20 protein-coding genes are annotated in these 22,620 nt (G+C 60.0%); 7 read left to right on the top strand and 13 right to left on the bottom strand.

The features are described 5' to 3' along the window. Positions 1-85: 85 nt before the first annotated feature. The 5 genes from Q0U90_RS01765 to Q0U90_RS01745 form a co-directional block, all read right to left on the bottom strand. Positions 86-559 (bottom strand): Rrf2 family transcriptional regulator, encoded by a 474-nt coding sequence (locus Q0U90_RS01765; RefSeq protein ID WP_297450785.1) that lies wholly within the window; start codon positions 557-559, stop codon positions 86-88. 123 nt (positions 560-682) lie between these two features. Further along, complete coding sequence (locus Q0U90_RS01760; RefSeq protein ID WP_297450782.1) at positions 683-2,518, bottom strand: phosphoenolpyruvate carboxykinase (GTP); 1,836 nt, start codon at positions 2,516-2,518, stop codon at positions 683-685. A 298-nt stretch (positions 2,519-2,816) separates the two neighbouring features. Continuing rightward, complete coding sequence (locus Q0U90_RS01755) at positions 2,817-3,242, bottom strand: DUF6802 family protein (RefSeq protein WP_297450779.1); 426 nt, start codon at positions 3,240-3,242, stop codon at positions 2,817-2,819. A 45-nt stretch (positions 3,243-3,287) separates the two neighbouring features. Further along, positions 3,288-4,430: a hypothetical protein gene (locus tag Q0U90_RS01750; protein WP_297450776.1), complete on the bottom strand. Its 1,143-nt coding sequence runs from the start codon at positions 4,428-4,430 to the stop codon at positions 3,288-3,290. Then, positions 4,412-4,954 carry a hypothetical protein gene (locus tag Q0U90_RS01745; protein WP_297450773.1) on the bottom strand — a complete coding sequence of 181 codons (543 nt, stop codon included), beginning with the start codon at positions 4,952-4,954 and terminating at the stop codon, positions 4,412-4,414. The genes Q0U90_RS01750 and Q0U90_RS01745 overlap by 19 nt, the downstream gene beginning before the upstream one ends. Before the next feature lie 404 nt (positions 4,955-5,358). On the opposite strand from Q0U90_RS01745, the gene trmB reads away from it, so the two are divergent. From trmB to Q0U90_RS01710, 7 genes are all read left to right on the top strand, one after another. Then, positions 5,359-6,081 carry a tRNA (guanosine(46)-N7)-methyltransferase TrmB gene (gene trmB / locus Q0U90_RS01740; RefSeq protein WP_297450898.1) on the top strand — a complete coding sequence of 241 codons (723 nt, stop codon included), beginning with the start codon at positions 5,359-5,361 and terminating at the stop codon, positions 6,079-6,081. A 3-nt stretch (positions 6,082-6,084) separates the two neighbouring features. Beyond that, the gene (locus Q0U90_RS01735; protein WP_297450770.1) at positions 6,085-6,768 is read left to right on the top strand and encodes an NYN domain-containing protein; all 684 of its coding nucleotides are present in this window, start codon (positions 6,085-6,087) and stop codon (positions 6,766-6,768) included. Between the two features lie 97 nt (positions 6,769-6,865). Then, on the top strand, positions 6,866-7,909 hold the full coding sequence (locus Q0U90_RS01730; RefSeq protein WP_297450768.1) for a YbhN family protein: 1,044 nt from the start codon (positions 6,866-6,868) through the stop codon (positions 7,907-7,909). Between the two features lie 63 nt (positions 7,910-7,972). After that, on the top strand, positions 7,973-8,344 hold the full coding sequence (locus tag Q0U90_RS01725) for a DUF3054 domain-containing protein (RefSeq protein WP_297450765.1): 372 nt from the start codon (positions 7,973-7,975) through the stop codon (positions 8,342-8,344). Positions 8,345-8,490: 146 nt separating this feature from the next. Next, on the top strand, positions 8,491-10,017 hold the full coding sequence (locus Q0U90_RS01720; RefSeq protein ID WP_297450762.1) for a peptide MFS transporter: 1,527 nt from the start codon (positions 8,491-8,493) through the stop codon (positions 10,015-10,017). A 219-nt stretch (positions 10,018-10,236) separates the two neighbouring features. After that, entirely contained in the window at positions 10,237-10,506 is a 270-nt protein-coding gene (locus Q0U90_RS01715) for an ACT domain-containing protein (protein WP_016421638.1), read from the top strand. A gap of 14 nt (positions 10,507-10,520) precedes the next feature. Beyond that, entirely contained in the window at positions 10,521-11,885 is a 1,365-nt protein-coding gene (locus tag Q0U90_RS01710) for a PFL family protein (protein ID WP_297450731.1), read from the top strand. Between the two features lie 25 nt (positions 11,886-11,910). Here the strand turns inward: Q0U90_RS01710 and Q0U90_RS01705 are convergent, their stop codons facing one another. From Q0U90_RS01705 to Q0U90_RS01670, 8 genes are all read right to left on the bottom strand, one after another. Then, a complete protein-coding gene (locus Q0U90_RS01705) occupies positions 11,911-12,834 on the bottom strand; it encodes a cutinase family protein (RefSeq protein WP_297450728.1) in 924 nt (307 codons plus the stop codon). Positions 12,835-12,839: 5 nt separating this feature from the next. Next, positions 12,840-13,328, bottom strand: coding sequence for a DUF732 domain-containing protein (locus tag Q0U90_RS01700; RefSeq protein WP_297450725.1), 489 nt, complete (start codon positions 13,326-13,328; stop codon positions 12,840-12,842). 37 nt (positions 13,329-13,365) lie between these two features. Beyond that, positions 13,366-15,492, bottom strand: a complete 2,127-nt coding sequence (locus tag Q0U90_RS01695; protein ID WP_297450723.1) for an alpha/beta hydrolase-fold protein — start codon at positions 15,490-15,492, stop codon at positions 13,366-13,368. A 442-nt stretch (positions 15,493-15,934) separates the two neighbouring features. Continuing rightward, a complete protein-coding gene (locus Q0U90_RS01690; protein WP_297450720.1) occupies positions 15,935-16,984 on the bottom strand; it encodes an alpha/beta hydrolase family protein in 1,050 nt (349 codons plus the stop codon). 427 nt (positions 16,985-17,411) lie between these two features. Then, a complete protein-coding gene (locus Q0U90_RS01685; RefSeq protein ID WP_297450895.1) occupies positions 17,412-18,431 on the bottom strand; it encodes a decaprenyl-phosphate phosphoribosyltransferase in 1,020 nt (339 codons plus the stop codon). A 29-nt stretch (positions 18,432-18,460) separates the two neighbouring features. Then, positions 18,461-19,060 (bottom strand): phosphatase PAP2 family protein, encoded by a 600-nt coding sequence (locus Q0U90_RS01680; protein ID WP_297450717.1) that lies wholly within the window; start codon positions 19,058-19,060, stop codon positions 18,461-18,463. Further along, positions 19,044-21,104 (bottom strand): glycosyltransferase, encoded by a 2,061-nt coding sequence (locus Q0U90_RS01675; protein ID WP_297450713.1) that lies wholly within the window; start codon positions 21,102-21,104, stop codon positions 19,044-19,046. Before Q0U90_RS01675 ends, Q0U90_RS01680 begins: the two co-directional genes overlap by 17 nt. Before the next feature lie 234 nt (positions 21,105-21,338). After that, positions 21,339-22,298 carry an EamA family transporter gene (locus tag Q0U90_RS01670; protein ID WP_297450710.1) on the bottom strand — a complete coding sequence of 320 codons (960 nt, stop codon included), beginning with the start codon at positions 22,296-22,298 and terminating at the stop codon, positions 21,339-21,341. Between the last annotated feature and the right edge of the window lie 322 nt (positions 22,299-22,620).

Genomic DNA, 22,620 nt, shown 5'->3' with positions numbered 1-22,620 from the left:
AAAATTCACCAGAAAATTTCGACGGCACAGTTCTTAGCGATCTCAGCGCAAAACCGGCCCGAGACCAGCTTTCCGCCCTCTGCAGCTAAACCGGACGAATATTGAGCTGGGTTTCCTCGGTCGGACTGCCTCCCTCGGGGAGATTGGCATCCGCACCATTAGCCGATTTTGGCGGAATGAGATCCGCAATCAACACCGAATCCAGCGAGGCGAAAAACGCCTCCTGCGCAACCGCTAGCTTGCCACGCAACAGGCACGTCGGCAGCAGCGGGCAGTCAGTGCCGACGCAATCGACGACCTCATTATTTTCCAGGGTGCGCAACAGCTTGCCGACGGACTTCTCCGTAGCCGACTCGCGCAAATAGATGCCGCCGTTGCGGCCCTTCACCGCATCCAGGAAGTCCAGCTCAACGAGCCTCGAGACGACCTTAGAGACATGCGCGCGAGACGCATTGAGGGACTCCGCCACCTCGGCGGCGGTGTACTTTCGCCCCGGCTCCCCCATCGCCATCAAAGTGATGACACGCAGGCTTAAGTCAGAGAAAAGCGTCAATTGCATTGCGTGTCACCCTTCGTCGTCAAATTGCGCAAACCACCCCCTTGCCAGCCACTTCGGGCAGCAAGGGGGTGGTTCCAAGTTCTAGCTTTCAGCATCTAGCAAAGCTAGCTAGCTAGCGGACTCTTAGTCCTGCAGGCTCTTCTCGATACGAGCCTTCAGAGCCTCGAACTCGTCCCAGACTTCCTGCGGAACGCGGTCGCCGAGGAACTTCAGCCACTCCTCGTTGTCCGGCAGGTCACCCTGCCACTTAGCAGCCGGTGCCTTCAGGGCTTCCTTGACATCTTCAAAGTCGATGTCCAGACCGGTCAGGTCCAGGTCCTCTGCCTTTGCGGTGTGGCCAACGACGGTCTCCTTGGCACCAACGCGGCCCTCAATGCGGTCGATGATCCACTTAAGGACGCGGGCGTTGTCGCCGAAGCCCGGCCACAGGAAGCGACCATCCGCACCACGGCGGAACCAGTTAACCAGGAAGACCTCTGGCATCTTGTCGCCGCCCTTGACGCCCATGTCGACCCAGTGCTGCAGGTAGTCACCGACGTTGTAGCCGATGAACGGCAGCATTGCCATCGGGTCGTGGCGCAGGGAGCCAACCTTAGCCTCAGCGGAAGCAGCGGTCTGGCCGGAAGCCAGGGTTGCACCGATGAAGGTTGCGTGGTTCCAGGACAGAGCCTGGGTTACCAGCGGCACGGTGTCCGGGCGACGGCCACCGAACAGGATGGCGTCAATCGGGACACCAGCGGGATCGTCGTACTCCGGTGCAGCAACCGGGCACTGCGAAATCGGGGTGCAGTAACGGGAGTTCGGGTGCGAGGACAGCTCGTCGGAGTCCGGAGTCCAGTCATTGCCCTTCCAGTCAATGAGGTGATCCGGCTTGCCTTCCATGCCTTCCCACCAGACATCGCCATCGTCGGTCAGTGCGACGTTGGTGAACAGGGTGTTACCGGCCTCCATGGTCTTCATGGCGTTCGGGTTGGAGGAGTAGTTGGTGCCCGGTGCAACACCGAAGAAGCCGTTCTCCGGGTTGACGGCGTACAGGCGGCCGTCCTCACCGAACTTCAGCCATGCGATGTCGTCACCGACGACCTCGGCCTTCCAGCCCTCGATGGTCGGGGTCAGCATAGCCAGGTTGGTCTTACCACAAGCGGACGGGAATGCAGCGGCGATGTGGTAGGCCTTGCCCTCCGGGTTGGTGAGCTTCAGGATGAGCATGTGCTCAGCCATCCAGCCCTCTTCCTTACCCATAACCGAAGCGATACGCAGTGCGTAGCACTTCTTGGCCAGGATGGCGTTTCCGCCGTAACCGGAACCGTAGGACCAAATCTCCTTGGTCTCCGGGAACTGGGTGATGTACTTCTCATCGTTGCACGGCCATGCAACGTCCTCCTGGCCCTCCTCCAGCGGAGCACCAACAGAGTGCAGTGCGTGGACGAAGTCGCCGTCCGGACCAATCTTGTCCAGGGCCTCCTGACCCATGCGGGTCATGATTCGCATGGAGAGAACCACGTACTCCGAGTCGGTCAGCTGAACACCCAGCTTCGGCTCCGGGTCGGTGATCGGGCCCATGCAGAACGGAACGACGAACATGGTGCGGCCCTTCATGGAACCGCGGTAGTGCTCGGTCATTTCCTTCTTCAGCTCGACCGGATCCGCCCAGTTGTTGGTCGGACCAGCGTCCTCTTCCTTTTCGGAAGCGATGAACGTGCGGGACTCCACACGAGCAACGTCCTTCGGGTTCGAGCGGGCAAGGAAAGAGTTCGGGCGCTTTTCCTCATTCAGCTTGATAAGAGTTCCCTTATCAACCAAGTCCTGGGTAAGGCGGTTCCACTCTTCTTCCGAGCCATCAGCAAAGACAACCTTGTCTGGCTGGGTCAGTTCTGCGACCTCAGCAATCCAGCGCAGCAGTTCGGCGTTCTCGGTCGGGGCCTGGCCCTCGAGACCAGGAATAGAAGGTGCGGACATCAGTTCTCCTGACTCATTGATTCGCGTCTTGATTTAAGACTACCGGGGGTTACTGAAAGTTGCCGGTCCCCAAATCGGCAATCAACCTGCTCCACCATTTTCGAGCGGTTTTCTCACGGGTTTACGACAAAATTTTTCGCCCGCCCCATTATCGCGACCTGTTCATTTACGGCTACAACCAGCAAATGAGGCCAGCCTCACCACACAAATCCACAACCATTAATCGGCCGGCAACAGTTACCCCCATTTGTAAGCAACGAGAACACAGATACCCCCGCGAGCAATGTTTCCAAAGTCGTTAGTTCCAATTCCCTCGCGCGGATTGCTCCCATGAGTACGCATCCCACTTCCCCGCAGATGACTCAGCTTCCCCCGTCGATTCTTCCGTCCTGTCAACAGCCTTCACATCATCACTGCTCCATGATTCCCAGGTGCCGTCAAAACGGACCGTCGTAACGTGATCCACCGTGCCGTCACCGTCCAAATCCGAATAGATTGACAACCCGGAATCGTCGGCAAGCGTGATTGACCCCTCGTCATCACCGAGGTCATAGAGCTGTCCGTCGACCTCCACGACCAGCCCAGCGCCCTCGCCGCCCACCGACTGCCCATCAATCGGCGTCGCTGCCTCCAACCCGCACGGCGTGCCGAGCGACTGGTTCCCCAACCCGCCATCGGACGGAGGCTGTTCGGAAAAGTACTGCAATAAAGAAAATTCGTCCATCGTTCAGTTCCCCGTTTCTCCTAATAATTCTCCTGGTTGTCACAGCTATCTGGCGGATGCTCCGGTGTACTCCGCCAGCTGTTCTATTCGCCATCCCGGACCACGCACGCCGAGCGATTCCCGCACCGCAGTCTCCACGGACTGCGCCCATCTTCGCCGCAGGTGGGCAAGATAGTTTGCCCGCCACTGCGCAGTGCGTTGGCGTGCGTTACGACGAATCGTTGCGCCCACCGCCACCACCGCAACACAAAGCCCCACTGCCAGTGCGACCAGCTGCGCCGCGATTATCGGCACCCCGACCCACATCAGCACCCCGTGGAGGATCCGCACCGCGCCGAACGCCACACCCAGCGATGCCACCGCCACCACAGCTTCCATGACATAGTTGGGACGAGCTGGACGCTCTGGAGCGGGGACCTCGGCGTTGACACGGAAGCCCAATTCTTCGCTACACCGCTGTTGAAGTTGCGCCGCTGCATCTTCGGCACGGCTCTGCAGTTCAGCTTGGTCACCTGCGGGTTCCTCGGCCACGACCCGCAGCGCATCCCTCACTGCCTCTTCAGCGGCAAGCTGCAGTTTCCGCTGCAATCGCGCCGCCGCCCCGGCTCCGCGCGATCGCTCCTGTGCCAGCTGCGCTCGAGCGTTTCGAGCCCGGCGGGCCCTCGAGTTTTCCCCTGAGCTTCTCGGCGGGCCCTCAGCAAGGAGAACAAGGGTTCTGGCCATCCTCGCGTCCAGTGCTCCCATCGGAATTGTGCTGTCGATTTCTTGACGCCAAGCTTCGGCATACTCACCATTGCCAATCAACCCGACGGCAACACGGCCGGTGGCCTGGCTAATTGCCGCAACCGTGCTGACGCATTCCCGCGTTGGCTGCACCTCACTATCGGCGACATAGAGCACGACGGCGCTGCGTTTATCCACAAACTCCAGACGACGGGGCGGAGTTGCAGTGTCAACAATCTGCGAGAAGTCCGCGCGGTCCGCTGCGTTCCCAGCTTTGGTGATAAGGATTGGCGGCTGCTCTGGCACTTGTGGAGGTGCCTGCATAGGCGCTGGCCCCGCTACAGACGCAGGTTCCGGCGCTGCCGCAGGCAACTTCACCTGCCCCGACACTTCTGCCGCCGTACTCGCCTCCGTCTCGGTTACGTCAGTTACGTCAGTTACCTCGGTTAGCTCCGGTGCTGCCATAGCAACTCCTCCAGGCTGTCTCGTGCAGAGGGAAAAGCCACTGCAATCTCGGTCAGCTGCATTGCGAGTAGGCGGTCATCATCGTGGAGCCTGCTCTGTGCGCTACGACGGTCCATGATTTTTCGCAGCGCCGAGGTGAACAAAAAGGTGTGTTCAGCTGGCTCGTTTGTGGTGATGTCGCAATACTCGTCGGCAAGCGAGCGGCGTATCGGCTGTTGTTCGATGACCAGCGCGACCGTTTCGGGCAAATCTTTAGCCAGCTCTGCGTGGCATTGCGTGAATGCCTCACGAACTGCGGACTCCCTCACGCCTCGGCGCAGCCGCGCGCAGACTGTCAGCGGTTGTTTCCTCCGCTCGAGCGCCGTGGCAACGAGCACTTCCGCCCCGTCCGCACTCGCAGTGTCCGACCGCACCCGCTGACGTGAAGACAGCCAATCCACAACAGCGGCGTGCAACGTCGACGAAGCGGATTCCCCTGGCACCTGCATTGTTTCCGTGACATCGGTTGCGGAAATAAGGTCCATTCGTCCTAGTCCCCTCCCATAAAACCCCGTGCGGTTCCGCGCGAACCCCACGTAACCCCCGTACGACCCGTAAGCCGGATTCCGCGCTGCACGAAAGGACTGTTTGAAACAGCTTTCACATATTTCTTCAGGAAACGAACAAGCGCGGCTTCGCGTTCAGACTACAACGGACCGCGGATTCGGCAAGTCGGCGATTGGATAGTTCGACGTTGTCGTGGACAATAGGAAACGTGACTACTTCTGATTTTTCTGAAAATATTGAACAGCCTGCAGTTTCGCAGGAATCTGTACCATTGTCGGCGCAGGAATCTGCACCAGCAGAACAGCAGTCCGAGCAGGGTTCGGAGCAGCAGGCAGAACGGGCCCCTGAACGGCAACCAGAACGCCAGCCGAAGAAGGGCGAGTTGCCCGCTGGCCGCCCGGAAAAGACCCAGTTCGACGACGGTCTTGACTACCCGCGCATCGGCAATCTGTCCTTCCGCCGGGGCACGCTGACCCCTAACCAGGAAAAAATCTGGGAAGAAAACTGGGACACCTACGGCAAGGTCCTCTCCGATGAGGTCATTGACGTGGAGGAATGGTTCGGCCGTAAGGGCCCGACCATCGTCGAGATTGGCTGTGGCACCGGAACCTCCACCGTCGCGATGGCCCCGCAGGAACCGGACCACAACATCATCGCAGTTGAGCTCTACCGCCCTGGCCTGGCAAAACTGCTTTCCGCCACCGTGCGCAATGAGGTGTCGAATATTCGCATGGTCCGCGGCGACGGCGTTGAGGTCCTGCAGCGCATGATTGAGCCAGAATCGCTGGCCGGCGTACGCCTATTCTTCCCGGATCCGTGGCCGAAGGCGCGCCACCACAAGCGCCGCATTGTGCAGTCTGGCACGTTGCGCTTGATTTCCTCACGACTGAAGCCCGGCGGCATCTTCCACGCCGCCACTGACCATGCGGACTACGCCGAGTGGATCGAGGAACTCCGCGAGGTAGAACCGACGCTGGAACCCATCGCCTGGCCATGGCCGGAATCCCCCATGCTTCTCGACCGCCCGACTACTAAGTTCGAAGCCCGCGGCCTGAACCTCGACCACGACATTCACGAGTTCATCTGGCGCAAGAAGGAGGCCTAGGAAATGAGCACCACACAGAACACCTCCGCCAGCTACAACACCGCTGAAACGCACCCCACCGCGCTGCTCGTGTGGGACGCCCCGAACTTGGACATGGGTCTTGGCGCCATCCTGGGCTCCCGCCCGACCGCCGCGCACCGTCCACGCTTCGACGCCGTCGGCAAATGGCTTATCGACGAAGCCGAGCGCGTATCCAAGAAAATCGGCTCCGATGTCCTCCCCGAGGCCACGGTCTTCACCAACGTCAACCCGGGCTCTGCGGAAATTGTCCGCCCCTGGGTGGAGGCTCTGCGCAATGTTGGTTTCGCGGTCTTTGCAAAGCCGAAAATCGAGGAGGACACCGATGTCGATCCGGACATGATTGCGCACATCCAAAGGCGTTACGACGAGGGCGTGCTGCGCAGTGTCGTCGTTGCGTCTGCCGATGGCCAGAACTTCCAGGAACTGCTGGAAAAGCTCGCCTCCGAGGGCATTCCGGTAACCGTCATCGGTTTCCACGAGCACGCTTCCTGGGCACTGGCCTCGGATGCGATTCGGTTCGTTGACCTGGAGGAAATCAAGGGTGTCTTCCGCGAACCACTACCGCGTATCGACCTCGACCGCCTGCCCGATGGCGGTGCCTGGCTGCAGCCGTTCCGTCCGCTCACCTCGTTGCTCAAGGAGCGCGATACCAAGAGCGACGACTAAGGCGAGAGCAAACGCTAATCCAGGACTCCACTGAGCACTACTGCTCACTGCTTTCATCGCCGTTAGGATGAAGGGACACCGAACAGGCTTCTTACTTATGTCACGACTTAAAAATGTCCTCAAAACCGGCAATACGAGCTGGCTACGATTGATAATCCTCGTAGCCCTCGTCATTGTCGGTGTTGTCCTGACGGTAAGAAACTGGGACAGTGTCGTCCAAGGCCTACACATCCTTGCAGATGTTGACACCAAGTGGCTGCTTTTTTCCATTGGCTCTGTGGCTTTTTCGCTCTACGCCATGGCGGAAGTGATGCGACTGCTGCTGCGGGCCGGAGGCGTCAAAGCAGCCACCCGCCGGAGCACCAATGCGCTAACCCTCGCCTCCAATGCGTGGGCGGTCACCGTTCCCGGCGGCGCCGCATTTTCCACAGCGCTGCAGATCAAGCGCATGATGCAGTGGGGCGCGTCTGCGGTCCTGGTCAGTTGGTTTGTTCTCTTTTCGGGCGCATTGTCATTTTTAGGCCTGGCATTTCTGGGGCTTGGCAGTCTCTTCTTCGTCGGCCAGGGTGGCACGACCGCAGTGCTCGTCGCTATGGCAATCGTCGTGCTACTCGCGACCATTTTGCTGTGGCGGTTTTCGCAGAACCCAGCTTTTGTCAACAAGGCCGGCACGTGGTGCCTGCATGTCTTTAACAAGATTCGAAAGAAGCCCGCTGACACCGATATCGACCGGCTTGAAGAGTCCGTCACACAGCTCACCAGCGTGAAGCTCCCCGTGCAGACGTTGGCCCTTTCCTTCACCTGGTCCTTTATCAACTGGGTGGCGGAAATCGTCTGTCTCTACGCCGCTATCCGTGCTGTTGGCATCGACGACATCTCGGCGACAAAGGTGCTGCTGGCCTTTGTGACCGGCAAACTCGCCGGCTTCATCCAGGCCACTCCGGGCGGCATCGGCACTGTTGAGGCCGCCTTGACCGCAGCTCTCATCGCGGGCGGCACCACCGGCGCCGAGGCGTTTGCGTCAGTGCTGGTCTACCGCATCGTTTCCTTCGTGCTGGTGGCAATCGTGGGCTGGATCATCTACGCCCTCGGCTTCGACCACAAGGACGAGCCCAAGCGTCAGCCGGTCACCAACCGTTAACCGCCACTTTTGGGGCTAGCCTCTGGTCACCCCACCAATCTGAGGGGTCGCTAGACTATGGGCATGAACATACGCGTATCGACGTTCTTGATTGACATCCTCGCCATCTTTATTTTCGCCGTGTTAGCGCGCCTGGCTCACAACACGCCGGAGGATCCTTTTACGTTCATCAATATCCTCGATACCTTCTGGCCGTTCGCCTTCGGTGTCCTCCTGGGCACCGCACTGATTAAGAATGAGCCGAACCCGCGCGCCGTGAGCGCAGGCGCAATTGTGTGGCTCGGTACTGTCGTCGTCGGCCTGGCTGTGTGGGCCACCCGCAATTCGGCGGTCCCGCACTGGTCCTTCATCCTGGTCGCATCGGTCATGAGTGCCTTGCTGCTGCTGGGTTGGCGCGCAGCCTCGAACGCGGTGGCCCGCAAGTCACTGGACTAAGTCTTCGGGCCCGTCCCCTACGCCTTCGGGTTTGTCCCTTGGTCTTGGGGGTTAGGTCTCTACGCCTTCGGGTTTGTTCTCTGCCTAAATCTGGTTTTACCCAAATCCAGTTTTTAATTTCTGTCCTGCACCTCAATAATTGAAGAATGGACAATTCTTCTGACGAGGCTCTCGGCAACCAACCAACTGCCGAGGCCCAAACATCAACTAACCCCACAGGGGCTACACAAGAACGTACATTTATGGGCCAGCCATGGGGCCTTGCCAACCTCTTCGGCGTCGAAATGTGGGAGCGCTTCAGCTTCTACGGCATGCAGGCCATCCTGGCTTTCTACATGTACTACGAGACCACACAGGGCGGTCTCGGCCTGGACAAGGGTGCCGCGACATCCATCGTCGGTGCCTACGGTGGTCTTGTCTACATGGCAGCGCTCCTCGCCTCCCTGGTCGCTGACCGTCTCCTCGGCTCGGAGCGGACACTGTTCTACTCCGCCATCCTGGTCATGATTGGCCACATCTCCCTGGCGATTATTCCCGGCGTTACGGGTCTGGCCATTGGTCTTGTCGCTATCGCAATCGGTTCCGGTGGCGTGAAGACCAATGCACAGGTTGTGCTGGGTCAGCTCTATGCCAAGGACGACCCGCGTCGTGATGCGGGCTTCTCCATCTTCTACATGGGCGTCAACATCGGTGCGCTGTTCGGCCCACTGCTCACCGGCTGGATCTGGGGCATGAAGGGCTTCCACTGGGGCTTCGGCCTGGCTGCTATCGGTATGGCTGCCGGCCTGATTCAGTACATTCTGATGCGCAAGTCCACCATCGCCGAAGCTGGCCATGACGTTCCGAACCCGCTGCCAAAGAAGCAGTACCCGGCATGGATTGCTATCGCCGTGGTCATCGCTGTTGTCTCGGTTGCGCTAGTTGCCACCGGTATTGTTCCGGTCACCGCTCTTTCCACTGTGGTCACTGTTATCGCACTGATTGCCGCTGTGGTGCTGTGGTGGCAAATGTACTCCTCGCCACTTACGACGGCATCGGAGAAGACTCGCCTGGTTGGCTTCATCCCGATGTTCATCTCGGGTGTGCTGTTCTTCGGTATCTTCCAGCAGCAGTTCACGGTGCTGGCCATCTACTCGGATATCCGCCTCGACCGCGAGATTTTCGGCTGGGAAATGTCCCCGGCTTGGATTAACTCAGTCAACCCGATCTTCATCATCGCCTTCTCGATGGTCTTCGCAGCCGCCTGGTCCAAGCTTGGTGACCGCCAGTGGTCCACCCCAGTGAAGTTCGGTGTCGCCAACATCATCATCGGTATCTCGCTGTTCTTCTTCATCCCGTTCTCTGGTGGCGGCGAGAACTCCACTCCTCTGTGGGCGATTATTTGGATTCTCTTCCTGTTCACCATGGGTGAGCTCATGCTGAGCCCGGTCGGCAACGCTCTTGCCACCAAGGTCGCTCCGGCGGCATTCCCATCGCGCATGATGGCTGTCTGGCTGATGGCGATTGCTATGGGTACTTCGCTGGCAGGTACGCTGGCCGGCTTCTACGACTATGAAGATGCCGCTGCTGAGAACACCTTCTTCATCACCCTGGGCATCGCCTCTGTTGTCCTGGGCCTGATTCTGCTCGCACTGCGCAAGTGGATTGTCAAGGAGTTCGTCGACGTCCGCTAGGGCTGCAGGGCTGTAGGGCTGTAGGGCTGCAAGGCTGCAAGGCTGCAAGGCTGTAGGGCTGGCTCCCGCCCTAGCATGGCTGCGTACCCACTTCACGACACCGGTGTCACCTCATGCCACCTCCACAGCTGGCACAAGGTGCCATAGGTGTCGTGAAGTGGCGTTAGTGGGGAGTGAGGCCCCACCACGCACACCACCCCACCGGCTAAAATTGAGGCCATGTTTGCCATCATTACCGTCACCGGCGAGGATCACACCGGCATCATCGCCGCCGTCACCACTGCTCTAGCGGAGCAGGACGTCAACATCGTCGATGTTTCCCAGACCCTCATGGACAAATGGTTCACCATGATCCTGCGGGTGGAATTCAACGAGAAAGCCACCCCTATTAGCACGCTGCAGGGTTACATGGATTCCGTCGGCAAGCGGGAGGGGCTTGTCATCCGAATCCAGTCTGAGGCGCTATTCAACGCCGTCAACGAGATTTAAAGGGCGCGACCAGGATGGATTTCAACTTCGCGCAATCTAAGTTCCTCGACACTATTGACATGATCGAGAAGTACCGCCTGGATATCCGGACGGTCACCATGGGTATTTCGCTGCTCGAATGCTCTCGCTCCGAGATGGAAGCCACCGCGCAGGCGGTGTACGACCGCGTGACTCGGCAGGCCTCTCGTCTCGTAGAGGTCTGTGAGGGCATCGAGGCGGAGCTGGGCATTCCGATTGTCAATAAGCGTATCTCCGTCACTCCTGTCGCTCTGATTACGGCCGGTTGCGAAGGCGACCCCACCGTGGTGGCCAAGGCGCTCGACCGCGCCGCCCGCGATTCGGGCGTGAACTTCCTCGGCGGCTACTCGGCGCTCGTCGAAAAGGGCGCGACGACCAGCGAGAAGCGACTCATCGACTCCATTCCGCACGCTCTTAGCGAGACCGAGTTGGTGTGCAGCTCGGTCAACGTTGCGTCGTCACGCGCGGGCATCAACATGGATGCGGTGCGCCGCATGGGCGAAGTGGTGAAGGAAGCCGCGGCGCAGACCGCCGACCGCAGCTCGATTGCCTGCGCCAAGCTGGTGGTTTTCGCCAATGCGGTGGGTGACAATCCGTTCATGGCCGGCGCGTTCCACGGCGTCGGGGAGCCCGATTGTGTCGTGTCCGTCGGCGTTTCGGGTCCGGGTGTGGTCGATCGCGCGCTCGGCAATCTGGAGGGCGCCAGCTTCAACGAAGTCGCCGAGGAGATCAAGAAGGCGGCGTTCAAGATCACCCGCACGGGTCAGCTGGTCGGCACGATGGCATCGGAGCGCCTGGGCGTGCCCTTTGGCATCGTGGATCTCTCGCTCGCGCCGACGGCCGAGATGGGTGATTCTGTCGCTCACATCCTGGAGCACATGGGGTTGGAGCAGGTCGGTACGCACGGCACCACTGCCGCGTTGGCGCTGCTTAACGACGCCGTGAAGAAAGGTGGCCTGATGGCCTGCTCACGCGTCGGTGGTCTGTCCGGGTCGTTCATCCCGGTCTCTGAGGATAAGGGCATGATTGATGCTGTGCGTGCGGGGTCAATCAGCATGGACAAGTTGGAGGCGATGACCTCTATCTGCTCGGTGGGCTTCGACATGATTGCGATTCCGGGGGACACCCCTGCGACCACGATTTCCGGCATGATTGCCGACGAGGCCGCCATTGGTGTGATGAACCACAAGACCACCGCTGCCCGCCTCATTCCGGTGCCTGGTACTAAGCCTGGCGATGAGGTGAACTTCGGTGGCCTACTCGGCTATGCGCCTGTTATTGATGTCAATGCCAAGGGCAATGCCGAATTCATTGCCCGCGGCGGCTACATCCCGGCGCCGGTGCACGGATTCAGGAACTAGCGCGCCTGCAGCTACCGCCCCGCAGCTACCGCGCCAGCGATTGGTCAATCAGTTCGCGAGTCCAGCCCTCAGTCCAGGCCAACGGAGTGGTTCCCGGAATTGCCACATCATTCGTGGCGTAGGTCGCATGCGCACCCGCGCCGGCAATCATCTCCTGCGCCCGGGCAATTGCGTCGGCAACTGCCGGCGGCACATCGCAGAAGGAGTCCGACGGCACGCAGACGTTCTGGACCTTGTCGTTAATGGAGCCAAAGCCAGGTCGGGGGCCGCGCATCGATGCGCCCGGAACTACTGCCTGAACAATGCCGCCGAGTGGGTGCAACGACAGTTCGACACCCACACCCGCCAGCGGAACGCCCTGGTTAACACCCTGGTTTGGGTCACGTCGAGGATCACCCAGCAGTGCCACACCCGCAATGCGCTCGGCGGGAACCGCACCATGGCCATTGCCAATGTCGGAGGCCAAATCGCCTGCAATGGCCGCGCCCTGCGAGAAGCCCATCAACACAAAGTCCGTCAGTGGGCACTGCCCGTGCAGGTCAGCCATTTCCTTGGCGGTGACATCGCGCCCAACTGCCTGCGAATCATCGTAGGTCAGCTGGTCTGGCATCTGATGTGTCTTAATCTGGGCCGGGTACGGCGTGGTCCAGACCTTGACATCGCCCTCCGCGTAGGACTGCGAAATCGAGTTCGTGAGGCCTAGGAGCAGCGAGTGTGGGTTCGCGGTCGGGGCCATCGGGTCGTCGTCGGCACGCGATTCCGCGGTGCCGGGAACCGCGATGACTTCAACGGCCGGGCACCACTCGGGTTGTTCGGCCAAAACCCCGCCTTCGTCACCGGGGGGCGGTGGGGTTGGGGCGCTTTGGTCGTCGCCAAGCCATTGCACGACGCCAAAACCAATCGCGGCCACCAACACGATGACCGCCAGAATTGTCAGCACTTTACGCATGAGTGCTAGCAATACGCCTTTTTAGCGGAGGTTGCAATGATCTTCGCCACTTGCTCGGCGCTGTCCTGCGAGCGTTCCTGTGCGACCAGCTGCCCGGCAATCGCCAGCGCGATGACCTGACGATCCTCCTCCGGCGCTTCCGAGCATGCCGCGCGACCAGTTCCGATGAGCTGATCCTCCACCCCGTCGACATCGATTCCCGCTTTTTCCAGCGCTTCGAGGTACGAATCGTCAGCCTCACTGAGCTTCATCTGCCCATCGGGAGCTTTGTCGACGCGCTTGGCTTGGGGGTCGGTAATCTCCGACGCTTTCTTGTCGCTCGACTTCGGCGCGGAGGTCGTCGTGCTTGACGACGTCGTGGAGGTCTTCGTAGCCGTCGACGAGGTGACCTCAGAGGACTCGACAGTGGAACTGCCACAAGCGGCCACTCCGAGGGTCAGCAGCGCGACAGCTGCGGTTGTAGCCACTGCGCGGAAGGACTTGTTCATGGACATTTGGCTATCCCTTATTCAGTGTCCTACGTTGATTGGCTTACTTGTCGTCACCGTTGTCGGCGGCCGGGGCTGGTGCTTCTGGCGTATTGCGCTCCTCGACGATCTTGCCGTTGAGCTGGCGGATCCAGCCACCTTCGAACTGCTGCTCCAGTCCACCGGCCTTCACTGGCTGCAGGGGGCCGACCGGGTAACCGAACGGGCCATTTTCGTAGCCCGTGCTGCCCCAGTGGTCGGTAATGTCATTGTCCCGCACCGGCTGTGCGCCGGTTTCCGGAGTCCAGTAGATGGCGCCGTGTTCGAAGCGCTGGAAAGCGCCGCGGGTGAGCTTGAGCTCGTCGGCGTCGACAGGCAGGCCCAAGTCAGACCCTGCGCCGCCGAGTTCCTTGTAGATACGGCCGATTTCGCCGCGGACGATTCGCGGTTCTTCGCCGCCGATCTTGACGATGGTGCCGCCCTGGAAGTCCTGAGCTACACCTCCTGGGATGTCACGGTGGTTGGCGATTGGGTAGCCCAGCGGGCCGGTCTCGAAACCGGACTTGCCCCAGACGTTCATGATGTCGCCGAGAACCTCGTGAGCTCCGCCTTCCGGAGTCCAATAGATGGATCCCTTTTCGAAGTGGACGAATCGTCCCTTCCCGTCCGGGGTGGCCAGTTCGTTGGTCAGCGGGTAGCCAAGTGGCGAGGATGGGCCACCGAGCTCGTTGTAGCGCGAGCCGATGCGCCCCCAGACCACGTGTGCTCCGGTATCCGGGTGCCAGTAGGCGGTACCGCCGGTGAAGTCCTGGGCGACGCCGTTCTTGGCGGCACCGTACTCATCCGACAGGCAGGTACCGATTCCCGGCAGTGAGGCGACAGCCTTTTCAATCGCGCCGCCTACGCGGCAAACTGCACCTCGGTCGGACTCTGGCAGCTGTAGCGCGTCGGCGAGAGTCGGCCAGGCCTGGCTGACTTCGAACTGCCAGTACGGCCAGGTGTGCGTGCCCGAATTGCGGAAGTTCACAACTGGTTCGACGCCCTTGGCTTGAGCCTCACGGATAAAGGTTTCGCTGGTCATGCGGGAGAGCACTTCCAGTGCGTAACCGGTCGGGTTTTCCGGCTTGGTCGGGTCGACCTTTGACGGCACGTCCCACTCGCCGGTGTTACCGTTACCCGCCGAGATGTACAGCGACATGCCCTTGAGCTTGTCGATGTTCAGCTTCGGGTCATTGTCCTTCCAGCGCTGGGAACCGAGCGGACCCCACATCTTGGTGGCATCGTAGCCGCCAGTGTTTTTCATCGCCAGGGCGATTGCCTGTGGCATGCCCGGCGAGCTCATATCCAGGTAACCGGAGAGGCTACCGGCGAACTTCCACAGTTCTGGGGAGTGCGCTGCGACATTGTAGGCACCGGTCGCGCCCATGGAAATGCCGAAGATGCCGCGGTCGTCGTTGCCGCGGAAACCGTTGGTGATAACCGGCACGAGCTCCTTGGTAATGAAGCTCTCCCACTGGTAGTTCTGGCCGTTATCCGGCTGGTCCCAGTCGGAGTAGAACGAGGACGTACCGCCGGCCGGCATAACTACCAGGACGTTCTTATCCTCGTAGAAGCGCTCGATGTTGGTAGCACGGATCCAGCCGGAGTAGTCATCAAACGATGCCATACCGTCGAGGTGGTAGACGCTCGGGAAGGTGCGTTCCTTGTCGCGGTACCAGTCACGTGGCAGCAGAATCTCTACTTGAATCGGCTTTTCTGGCATAACGGCGGAGCGAATGTGGGCAATGACGTGGTGGTCCGTGAACCACTCGACCTTTTCCACACTGACGCCACTTGGCAGGTTCGCCACTGCCGGGGTATCGACCCTGAAGGGTGTGCGCTCTGGCCCGGGCATCGGCTTTGGCATTCCCAGCCCAGGTAGCTGCTGGCCTGCGGCCTGCGCTGCTTCAGCTGCCTTGGCCAGCTCCTCCAAGTTCTCCGCACTCCCTGCCTGAGGTAGCTGGCCCTGAACGGCCTGGATCTCCTCGTAGCTGGGCAGACTCTGCTGTGCTGGCTCAGGGGCTGCCCCTGCGGTCGGCGCACCGAGAGCAAGTGTCAGCGGTAGGGCTAAAACTGCGGTCAACGCTCGCGCCGGCGACGTCCGCAGGTTCTGGCCGACGCCACCTCGGAGGAATTTAGCGGTTACGCGCATATGAGGGCTTCCCTTTACAAAGTCGCTAATGAAGATTGATTGGCAAAGAGTGCTCAGCTTCGCTCATGCCACCCACAATCGCGCTAACTGCATACCGTGGCGAGCAACGATTCCGGAAGTTCCCCTCTTCCGGCTTTCGCCACATGCTATCTGCCACGTGTTTTTCGCAGTTGTTCGCAAGTGCAACGGCACAGCTACTGAAATAGCTTCACCCTTTACTTTAAGGTTCGGCTTCTATTTTTACTCTCTCCGCAGCCAAAACCCGTGGAGACACACGCAAAAGGTGCTGATTTCAGCTTTCTTAGCGCCTCTTCTCTGACTTTCCTCCGCTTTACGACGGCCCGTCGCCCACCCCACTCCGCGCCAAAAGGCAAAAAGACTGTCCCCGTGGGCGACCCACGGGGACAGTCTTTTTAGTCCGAGTTAGAGCTTTTTCAAGGAACTACACACCAAGCGCGCGGAGGATATGCGGGCGAGCCAGCGCTGCGTCACGGCCCCACAGCTCCCACGAATGGATGCCGTTCGGGCTGTAGACAAACTGAGCGTTCAGGCCAGCTCGGCGAGCATCCTGCTCAAACATCTGGGTCGATGCGCGAGAGACCGACTCCATCACCGAGCGCCAAACGGTATCTGGCAGCTCCGGAACCGGACGGTTCAGGACCGACGGATCACTCCACAGGCTGGATACACCCTGTGCCGAGGAGATGTACATCGGCAGACCCTGGAGCTGGTTGAGAAGCAGCGACGGATCGTGAGCCAGACGCTCCGGCGATGCCGGGAACGGCACACCCCACATATCAAACGGGTTGGCGACACCAGTAGACGCGACCATCGCGGTGGTACCGGTGGCAACAATCGGGTTGGACGTCTGGTAGTAACCGGACAGGGAAGTTACGTGCTTGAACTGGTCGCGGTGGCGCGCAGCGAGAGACATAGCTGCCGCAGCACCCATGGACAGACCGGCAATCGCGTTGCGGTTCGGGCTGACACCGAATTCACGCTGCAGGTAAACCGGCAGCTCCCGGGTCAGGAAGGTCTCCCACTTCTGGATCTTCGGACCTTCAGGGGTCTGGGCCGGGCGGTACCAATCGGCGTAGAAGGAGCCGTCACCAGCAGCCGGTGCGACGAGGGTGATGTTGTCGTGGTTGAAGGTCTGCGCGACATGACCCGACCAAATCCAGCCGGATGCACCGGGGTTGAAGCCGTAGAGGCCGTCGAGCATGTAGAGCGATGCATTGCCGCCGCCGACGGCCGCGCGAATCTGAACCGGAATTTCGCGCTGCATGGATGGCGAGTACACCTTGCAGTACTGGACCCACCAGTTATACGGATCCCACACACATCCCGGACGCAGACGATCACGGTTTGCATCCGGCGCTGCGGCTGCATCCTTGGCGGAAACAACCATCAAGCCAACGAAAGCCATCGCAACAGCGACAAGGGCGGCCACAACCTTCACGGCAAAGTTGCGCCTCACTGTAGTAAAGCTCATTGTTCTCCTCTAATTACTTTCGGACTATCCCCACGCCATTCTCCGCTGAGGCTACTGCCCAAAAACAGGCTTCGCTAGCTGTTTTCAACTGTGACGCAATATCTGAGGACTACTCCTCAGGGAAATCTCAATTACATAACAGTACTAAAGAGGTGCCCAACACCCAAGCGGAAACGTAATCTTTTCGTGATATTCACAATGTTTATCTACAAAATAACGGCACGAGCCCTATAAACACCGCTAGATGCTGGGAGAACTACAAATTTGTAATTCCACCCCCGAGTTAGGTTCTCATCCAAAACCTGAGTGCAACCCAAGCCCTACCCAATAGCCAGCCCAAGCGTTATCCAAGCGCCAGCCAAGATGCTTCCGAAAGGAGCACCCGCGAGCCGAGCCCGCAATCAGAAACCGCGAGCCGACTAGAAAGTTACGCCATAGCCGGAACAGCGTAGACAGCGATGGCAATGGACAGCAGCCATAGAACGGCCAGTGCCTGCAGTGGGCGGTCCTTCAGTGCGATCTCATCCGGGCTACCCGCATCACCGCGGTCAACGTCAGCGGCAAAACGCAGGATGGCGACGGTGAATGGGACCATCGAAATCTCGTACCAAATAGCCGAAGCGGAGGACGTGCCCGGCGCGCGGCCCATCTCAAAGCCCCACAGTGCGTAGCTGAGTACCACCGCAGTCGCGGCCAGTGTCCACACAAAGCGCAGGTAGGTCGCGGTGTAGCCCTGCAGAGACTTGCGAATCTTCTTACCCGTACGTTCCGCCAGCAACAGCTCTGCGTAACGCTTGCCGGCTGCCATAAACAGGGAACCAAAGGCGGCAACCAGCAGGAACCACTGCGATAGGTTAATGTTCGCGGCCACACCACCGGCCATTGCACGCAGCATGAAGCCCGAGGACACCAGCGCAATATCAATCACCGGCTGGTGCTTCAAGCCAAAGCAGTAGCCAAGCTGCAGCGCAATATATACAGCCACGACAATTGCCAGCCCCGGCCCCTCGGAAGCAACCCAGGAAACCGCAATCGCACCAACAATCAGCACGACTGCCATGACATACGCCACGCTCACCGGCAGCACGCCAGCGGCAATAGGACGGAAGCGTTTGGTCGGATGCGCGCGGTCAGCCTCGACATCGCGGGCATCATTAATCAGGTAAATCGACGATGCCGCCAAGCAGAAAGCAACAAACGCCACCAGGATGTCGACAGCCAATGTGCCAATCGAGCGTCCCGAGTCCATAATCTCGTTGCCGGCTGCCAGCGGAGCCGCGATAACCAGGACGTTCTTCACCCACTGCTTCGGGCGAAGCGCCTTAATCATGCCGTCCAGCAGATTCTTCGGCGGATGTCCCTGCGGGTGTGCAGGCTCATCGATGCCGGAAGTATGCGGCTCAGATCCAATCCTTGATTGAGAAGTTCGTCGCTGATTGGCCGACACATTGGCCAAGTTGTCGTTCTCCGCCTGTGTCACTGTGCATTCCTTTCCGCAATGGAGGGCTGTCCGCCCCGGTTAGGCTGGTTATGCTGCGCCTTTTTCGGCTCGATGACCTTATCACCAATCTTGTCCACCGCAATAGCGGTAGCTGTGCCCAGCGCCGCGCCGAGAGCAACATCTGTTGGGTAGTGCACTCCCAACACCAGCCGCGAGAGCATAATCGCTGGCACACCCACAGCCGGCGCTGCCGGGTAACCCAACTTTGCAATCCCCATCAGTGCTGCCGTCGTCGACGTCGCGTGCGAGGACGGGAAGCTCAGCTTGCTCGGCGTACCTACGCCAATTGCTATACGACGGTCATGGGGACGCGGGCGGCGGACAATGCGCTTCAATACCACTGATGCCGCATGCGAGGTGAAGGCTGCCACACCAACCTTTGCCCAACCAATGCGTCGCTCCTTATCCACCGCCGCCCCGAGGGCCGCGAGCCCCATCCAACCGAGGGCGTGCTCGCCGAAATAGCTCATGGCACGCGCGGTGGGCAGCACACCCGGAACGTCGTTAAGCGTGTGCTGAATATTAACGAGAACGTCGGACTCGCCGAACGGATCGCCTTTAATTTTCGAAGACATTCGCCCAGGCCTTCCTACTGGTCAGATCGTCATAGGCGGCGCGGTAGCGTGCCTGCATGTGCTCAAAGCGCTCCTCAACCTGCTTCTGCAGCTCCCAGGATTCCTCCAGCAGCGCCTTGGCCTTGTCGCGGTCACGCTGACGGTACACCACGCCGCGGCCATCAGCGGTGGTCACAGTTGCGCCATCGAGACGAGACAGAGAGAACCAGCGAGCCTCCAGCGGAGCCAGGTTCGCCTGTGGCACTGCGTGATGCTCGGACTTTTCCGGGCGCACACTGTGGAGCAGACCCTTTGCCAACCAACCGACCTTCTTCAGCTTGCCCAGGCGACCACCGACATCCTTAGTCGGAACCCCCGGAATACCGGAGGGCTTCGGCAGATCGCCTGCACTCGGCAACACAACCGCGTCGGGGAAGTTCTTCCGAAGAGTATTGATGCGCGGCAGCGAAGACTCAAGAATGTCGAAAAGATGCTCCGGGCCTGCCAGGAAGTCCTTCATGGCTTCATTCTGAATGGCAACAGTGGAGTACTCCAAGCACAGGAGGTGCTTGAAAGTGGCCTTGCGCATCGAACGCACGATGCCGGCAGTATCGCCCTCGTGCTGGAGAGCCGCGACAATCAGGCGGTTGCGCAGGTGGAAATACGCCTGCCAGTCAATCGCGTCGTCCTTATCCGACCAGGCCATATGCCAAATTGCCACGCCCGGCCACGTGGCCGTCGGGAAGCCGGCCTTGCCTGCACGCAGACCGTATTCGGCATCGTCCCACTTAATAAACAGTGGCAGCGGCTGACCAATAGTCTCTGCGGCGACGCGCGGAATCAGGCACATCCACCAACCGTTGAACTCAACATCGATGCGGCGGTGGAGGTCCTTCGAATCCACAACCTCACCGGACGCATTCGTGCCATGCTCACCGCGATCGCGCAGCGGATGAGAGTAAAAGTCGTGGTCATAGTGGACATGCGGAGCGGAGGTCCACATGAAGTCGTGGCGGCCGATGACCTCGCCCATCGAGTGCAGATGACTGCGCTCCTGGAGGTTCAGCATCTGGCCACCAACCAGCATCGGCGACTTCGCGAATCGGCCCACAGCAACCGCGCGCAGGATGGAATCCGGCTCGATAGCGATGTCATCATCCATGTAGAGAATGAACGGGCTGTCAGTCGCGCGCTTCGGATCGGAGTCCGCGCCACCGAGGGCCTCGTACATAATGCGGGAGTAACCGCCGGAACCGCCGAGGTTCCCCTGCGGGAAAATACGCAACCGCTCACCGAAGTGCTTGGCGACGGCATCAAAGCCCGGCTCATCCGCCGGATGCTTAGTGCCCTGGTCAGGCATCAAAACAGCATCGATAATAGCGTCAACTTCCGGGTCCGAGGACAGCGCCTCAAGCGCGGCAACCGCATCGGTCGGCCGGTTGAACGTCGGAATGCCAATAGTGACGCGACCCTCCGGCGCCGGGCGCTCCGTGCCGTCCGGGTAGGTCTGATTCGGAGCGGCAATGTCGGAATACCAACCTGCGGAGTGAATTACCACGTCCGTCTCACAGGTCAGGTCGAACCAGATCCAGCCGCCGTCCTCGAACTGAGTCAGCGGAACCGCAATCTCGCAGACGTTGATGTTCTCCTCGTCCACCTTCGCGGCCGCCCCTTCAGAGGCGTCGACAAGCGAGCCGACAACCTGACCGGTCACGGCGATACGAGCACCGTCGATCTTGGAGCGGTAAATGTCGACGCGGGCGGTGCCGGAAATCTCAAGCCGCAGGACGACATTGTCCAGATTGGTCCAGCGACGCCAGTAGCTGGCCGGGAAGGCGTTGAAGTAAGTTTCAAAACTGACCTCATCACCTGCGGGAATGGTCGCCGAAGTGCGCGAATGCGCCTGTACGCGACCAGCGTTGGTGTCCGGCTCTACCAAGTAGAGGGAGCGGACATCGCGAGGTTCGCCGAGCTTCGGCAGCAAGATGCGCTGCAGACGCTCCACGGCAAGGCTTGACGACGTAGTCGGATTTTCTCTCCGCTGTTGTTCGGGCTGTTCTGCCATGAGACGTATCAACCGCTTTCCGTGTGGTTTACCGGGTATCGTCGCCGATGTTTTACCGACGTTTCTGTCTCATAGCATCCTAATGCCAGTGGCGGATTGGCACTGTTTGCCACGCTATCGGCTCCCCAGAGAATGTGGCGCGGTGGGAATCATCAACCGCTCCGACATCAACCGATACCTCGTATCGACGTTCGTGGACGCGGCTGAATAAGGCCGGTCGGCTAGGAGTAAAACTCAGGCTTGCGCTGCCAATCCTCGCAGCTCACGCGATTCCCGCGCCCCACGCCAAGTAATAATTGCGCCGGCTACCGCAATCAGCACGATACCCAGCGCCATGGACCAGGTCAGCCTGTCACCGGAGAACGCCCAGCCCAGAATTGCACCGATGACCGGGTCCAGCGCGAAGAGCGTGCCAACGACCGCCGCCGAGACAATCCCCGCAGCGATGGTGTCCATCACGTAGGGAATGACAGCACCAATGAACCCGGAAATAACGATGGTGACCCACATCGGACCGTCGACAAGCGGTGCGGCGGGAACAGAAAACGGCGCGAGCACGATTGCTGCGACGACCACTGACAGCGCCAGGTCCGGCATGCCGCCGCCCTCGGAACTGCCCATTCGGGCGGAAAAGAGCGTGTAGGCGCCGAAGAAGATCGCGCCGATCACGGCGTAACCAATGCCGATAGGATCCAGGTCATTGGAGGATTGGGCGATTAGGGCAACGCCGATGAAAGCGACGACGGCCCACAGGCGGGATCGCCACATTTTCAGCCCCAGGAAAGACACGACGCAGGGGCCAAGGAAGTCGATGGTGACAGCGACACCCTGCGGGAGGCGGGCGATGGCGGCGTACACCATCATGCTCATCATGCCCATGGCGACGCCGTAGACCACAATGTTGATGGCGCGAGCCCGGGTCATTCCGGATAGTTTTGGCCGGAACAGAACCACCATGATGATGGCGGCAGCGGTCATGCGCAGGCCCGATATGCCCGGCGCGCCGACCGTGGAAAGCATGTCCGTGACCAGCACGGCCGCGGCCTGGGTGCCAAGAGAACCGATGAGAACCAGGATGACAGGTGCCACCGGCAGGGTGAGAAACCTGTTCACACCCTGCAGCAACGGCCCTTGTTGGGGAACCTGCCCAGTTCCCTGCTGGAGAATCTCGGTTTGGATTTTCTTACGCGACACTCGCGCAATACTAGTGCGCGGGCCGCACGCGACAAACTAGTGCCCGCGCAGCTAATCGATAGATTCATCGCAGGTCATACCGGCGCAAAATTTTTCCTGGAGCCAGATTGAGCGGGACCCTATGGCCAGGTTCACATCTAATCTCAGCCAGACACCCCGACATCTAAGCCGGAAGTGCACCCCAAGGCGCGTTCACACGATACTGTGAACATAGCTAGACCACATCTAAACACACGCAACTTCCTTCAAAAACCATAATTGACCAGCATTTCCCGACTGTTAACGTACATACACTTGACATATCTGTGAACATAGGTCTAAT

Origin of the sequence: uncultured Corynebacterium sp. (assembly GCF_946998835.1) — a bacterium.
Lineage (GTDB): Bacteria > Actinomycetota > Actinomycetes > Mycobacteriales > Mycobacteriaceae > Corynebacterium.
Note: the sequence above shows the minus strand (reverse complement) of the source record. Positions and strands in the feature narration are given on the sequence as shown.

What these genes read in the sequence shown, in the direction of transcription:
- Q0U90_RS01765 (WP_297450785.1), bottom strand. Translation starts at nt 559, where the DNA reads ATGCAATTGACGCTTTTCTCTGACTTAAGCCTGCGTGTCATCACTTTG.
- Q0U90_RS01760 (WP_297450782.1), bottom strand. Translation starts at nt 2,518, where the DNA reads ATGTCCGCACCTTCTATTCCTGGTCTCGAGGGCCAGGCCCCGACCGAG.
- Q0U90_RS01755 (WP_297450779.1), bottom strand. Translation starts at nt 3,242, where the DNA reads ATGGACGAATTTTCTTTATTGCAGTACTTTTCCGAACAGCCTCCGTCC.
- Q0U90_RS01750 (WP_297450776.1), bottom strand. Translation starts at nt 4,430, where the DNA reads ATGGCAGCACCGGAGCTAACCGAGGTAACTGACGTAACTGACGTAACC.
- Q0U90_RS01745 (WP_297450773.1), bottom strand. Translation starts at nt 4,954, where the DNA reads ATGGACCTTATTTCCGCAACCGATGTCACGGAAACAATGCAGGTGCCA.
- Q0U90_RS01735 (WP_297450770.1), top strand. Translation starts at nt 6,085, where the DNA reads ATGAGCACCACACAGAACACCTCCGCCAGCTACAACACCGCTGAAACG.
- Q0U90_RS01730 (WP_297450768.1), top strand. Translation starts at nt 6,866, where the DNA reads ATGTCACGACTTAAAAATGTCCTCAAAACCGGCAATACGAGCTGGCTA.
- Q0U90_RS01725 (WP_297450765.1), top strand. Translation starts at nt 7,973, where the DNA reads ATGAACATACGCGTATCGACGTTCTTGATTGACATCCTCGCCATCTTT.
- Q0U90_RS01720 (WP_297450762.1), top strand. Translation starts at nt 8,491, where the DNA reads ATGGACAATTCTTCTGACGAGGCTCTCGGCAACCAACCAACTGCCGAG.
- Q0U90_RS01715 (WP_016421638.1), top strand. Translation starts at nt 10,237, where the DNA reads ATGTTTGCCATCATTACCGTCACCGGCGAGGATCACACCGGCATCATC.
- Q0U90_RS01710 (WP_297450731.1), top strand. Translation starts at nt 10,521, where the DNA reads ATGGATTTCAACTTCGCGCAATCTAAGTTCCTCGACACTATTGACATG.
- Q0U90_RS01705 (WP_297450728.1), bottom strand. Translation starts at nt 12,834, where the DNA reads ATGCGTAAAGTGCTGACAATTCTGGCGGTCATCGTGTTGGTGGCCGCG.
- Q0U90_RS01700 (WP_297450725.1), bottom strand. Translation starts at nt 13,328, where the DNA reads ATGTCCATGAACAAGTCCTTCCGCGCAGTGGCTACAACCGCAGCTGTC.
- Q0U90_RS01695 (WP_297450723.1), bottom strand. Translation starts at nt 15,492, where the DNA reads ATGCGCGTAACCGCTAAATTCCTCCGAGGTGGCGTCGGCCAGAACCTG.
- Q0U90_RS01690 (WP_297450720.1), bottom strand. Translation starts at nt 16,984, where the DNA reads ATGAGCTTTACTACAGTGAGGCGCAACTTTGCCGTGAAGGTTGTGGCC.
- Q0U90_RS01680 (WP_297450717.1), bottom strand. Translation starts at nt 19,060, where the DNA reads ATGTCTTCGAAAATTAAAGGCGATCCGTTCGGCGAGTCCGACGTTCTC.
- Q0U90_RS01675 (WP_297450713.1), bottom strand. Translation starts at nt 21,104, where the DNA reads ATGGCAGAACAGCCCGAACAACAGCGGAGAGAAAATCCGACTACGTCG.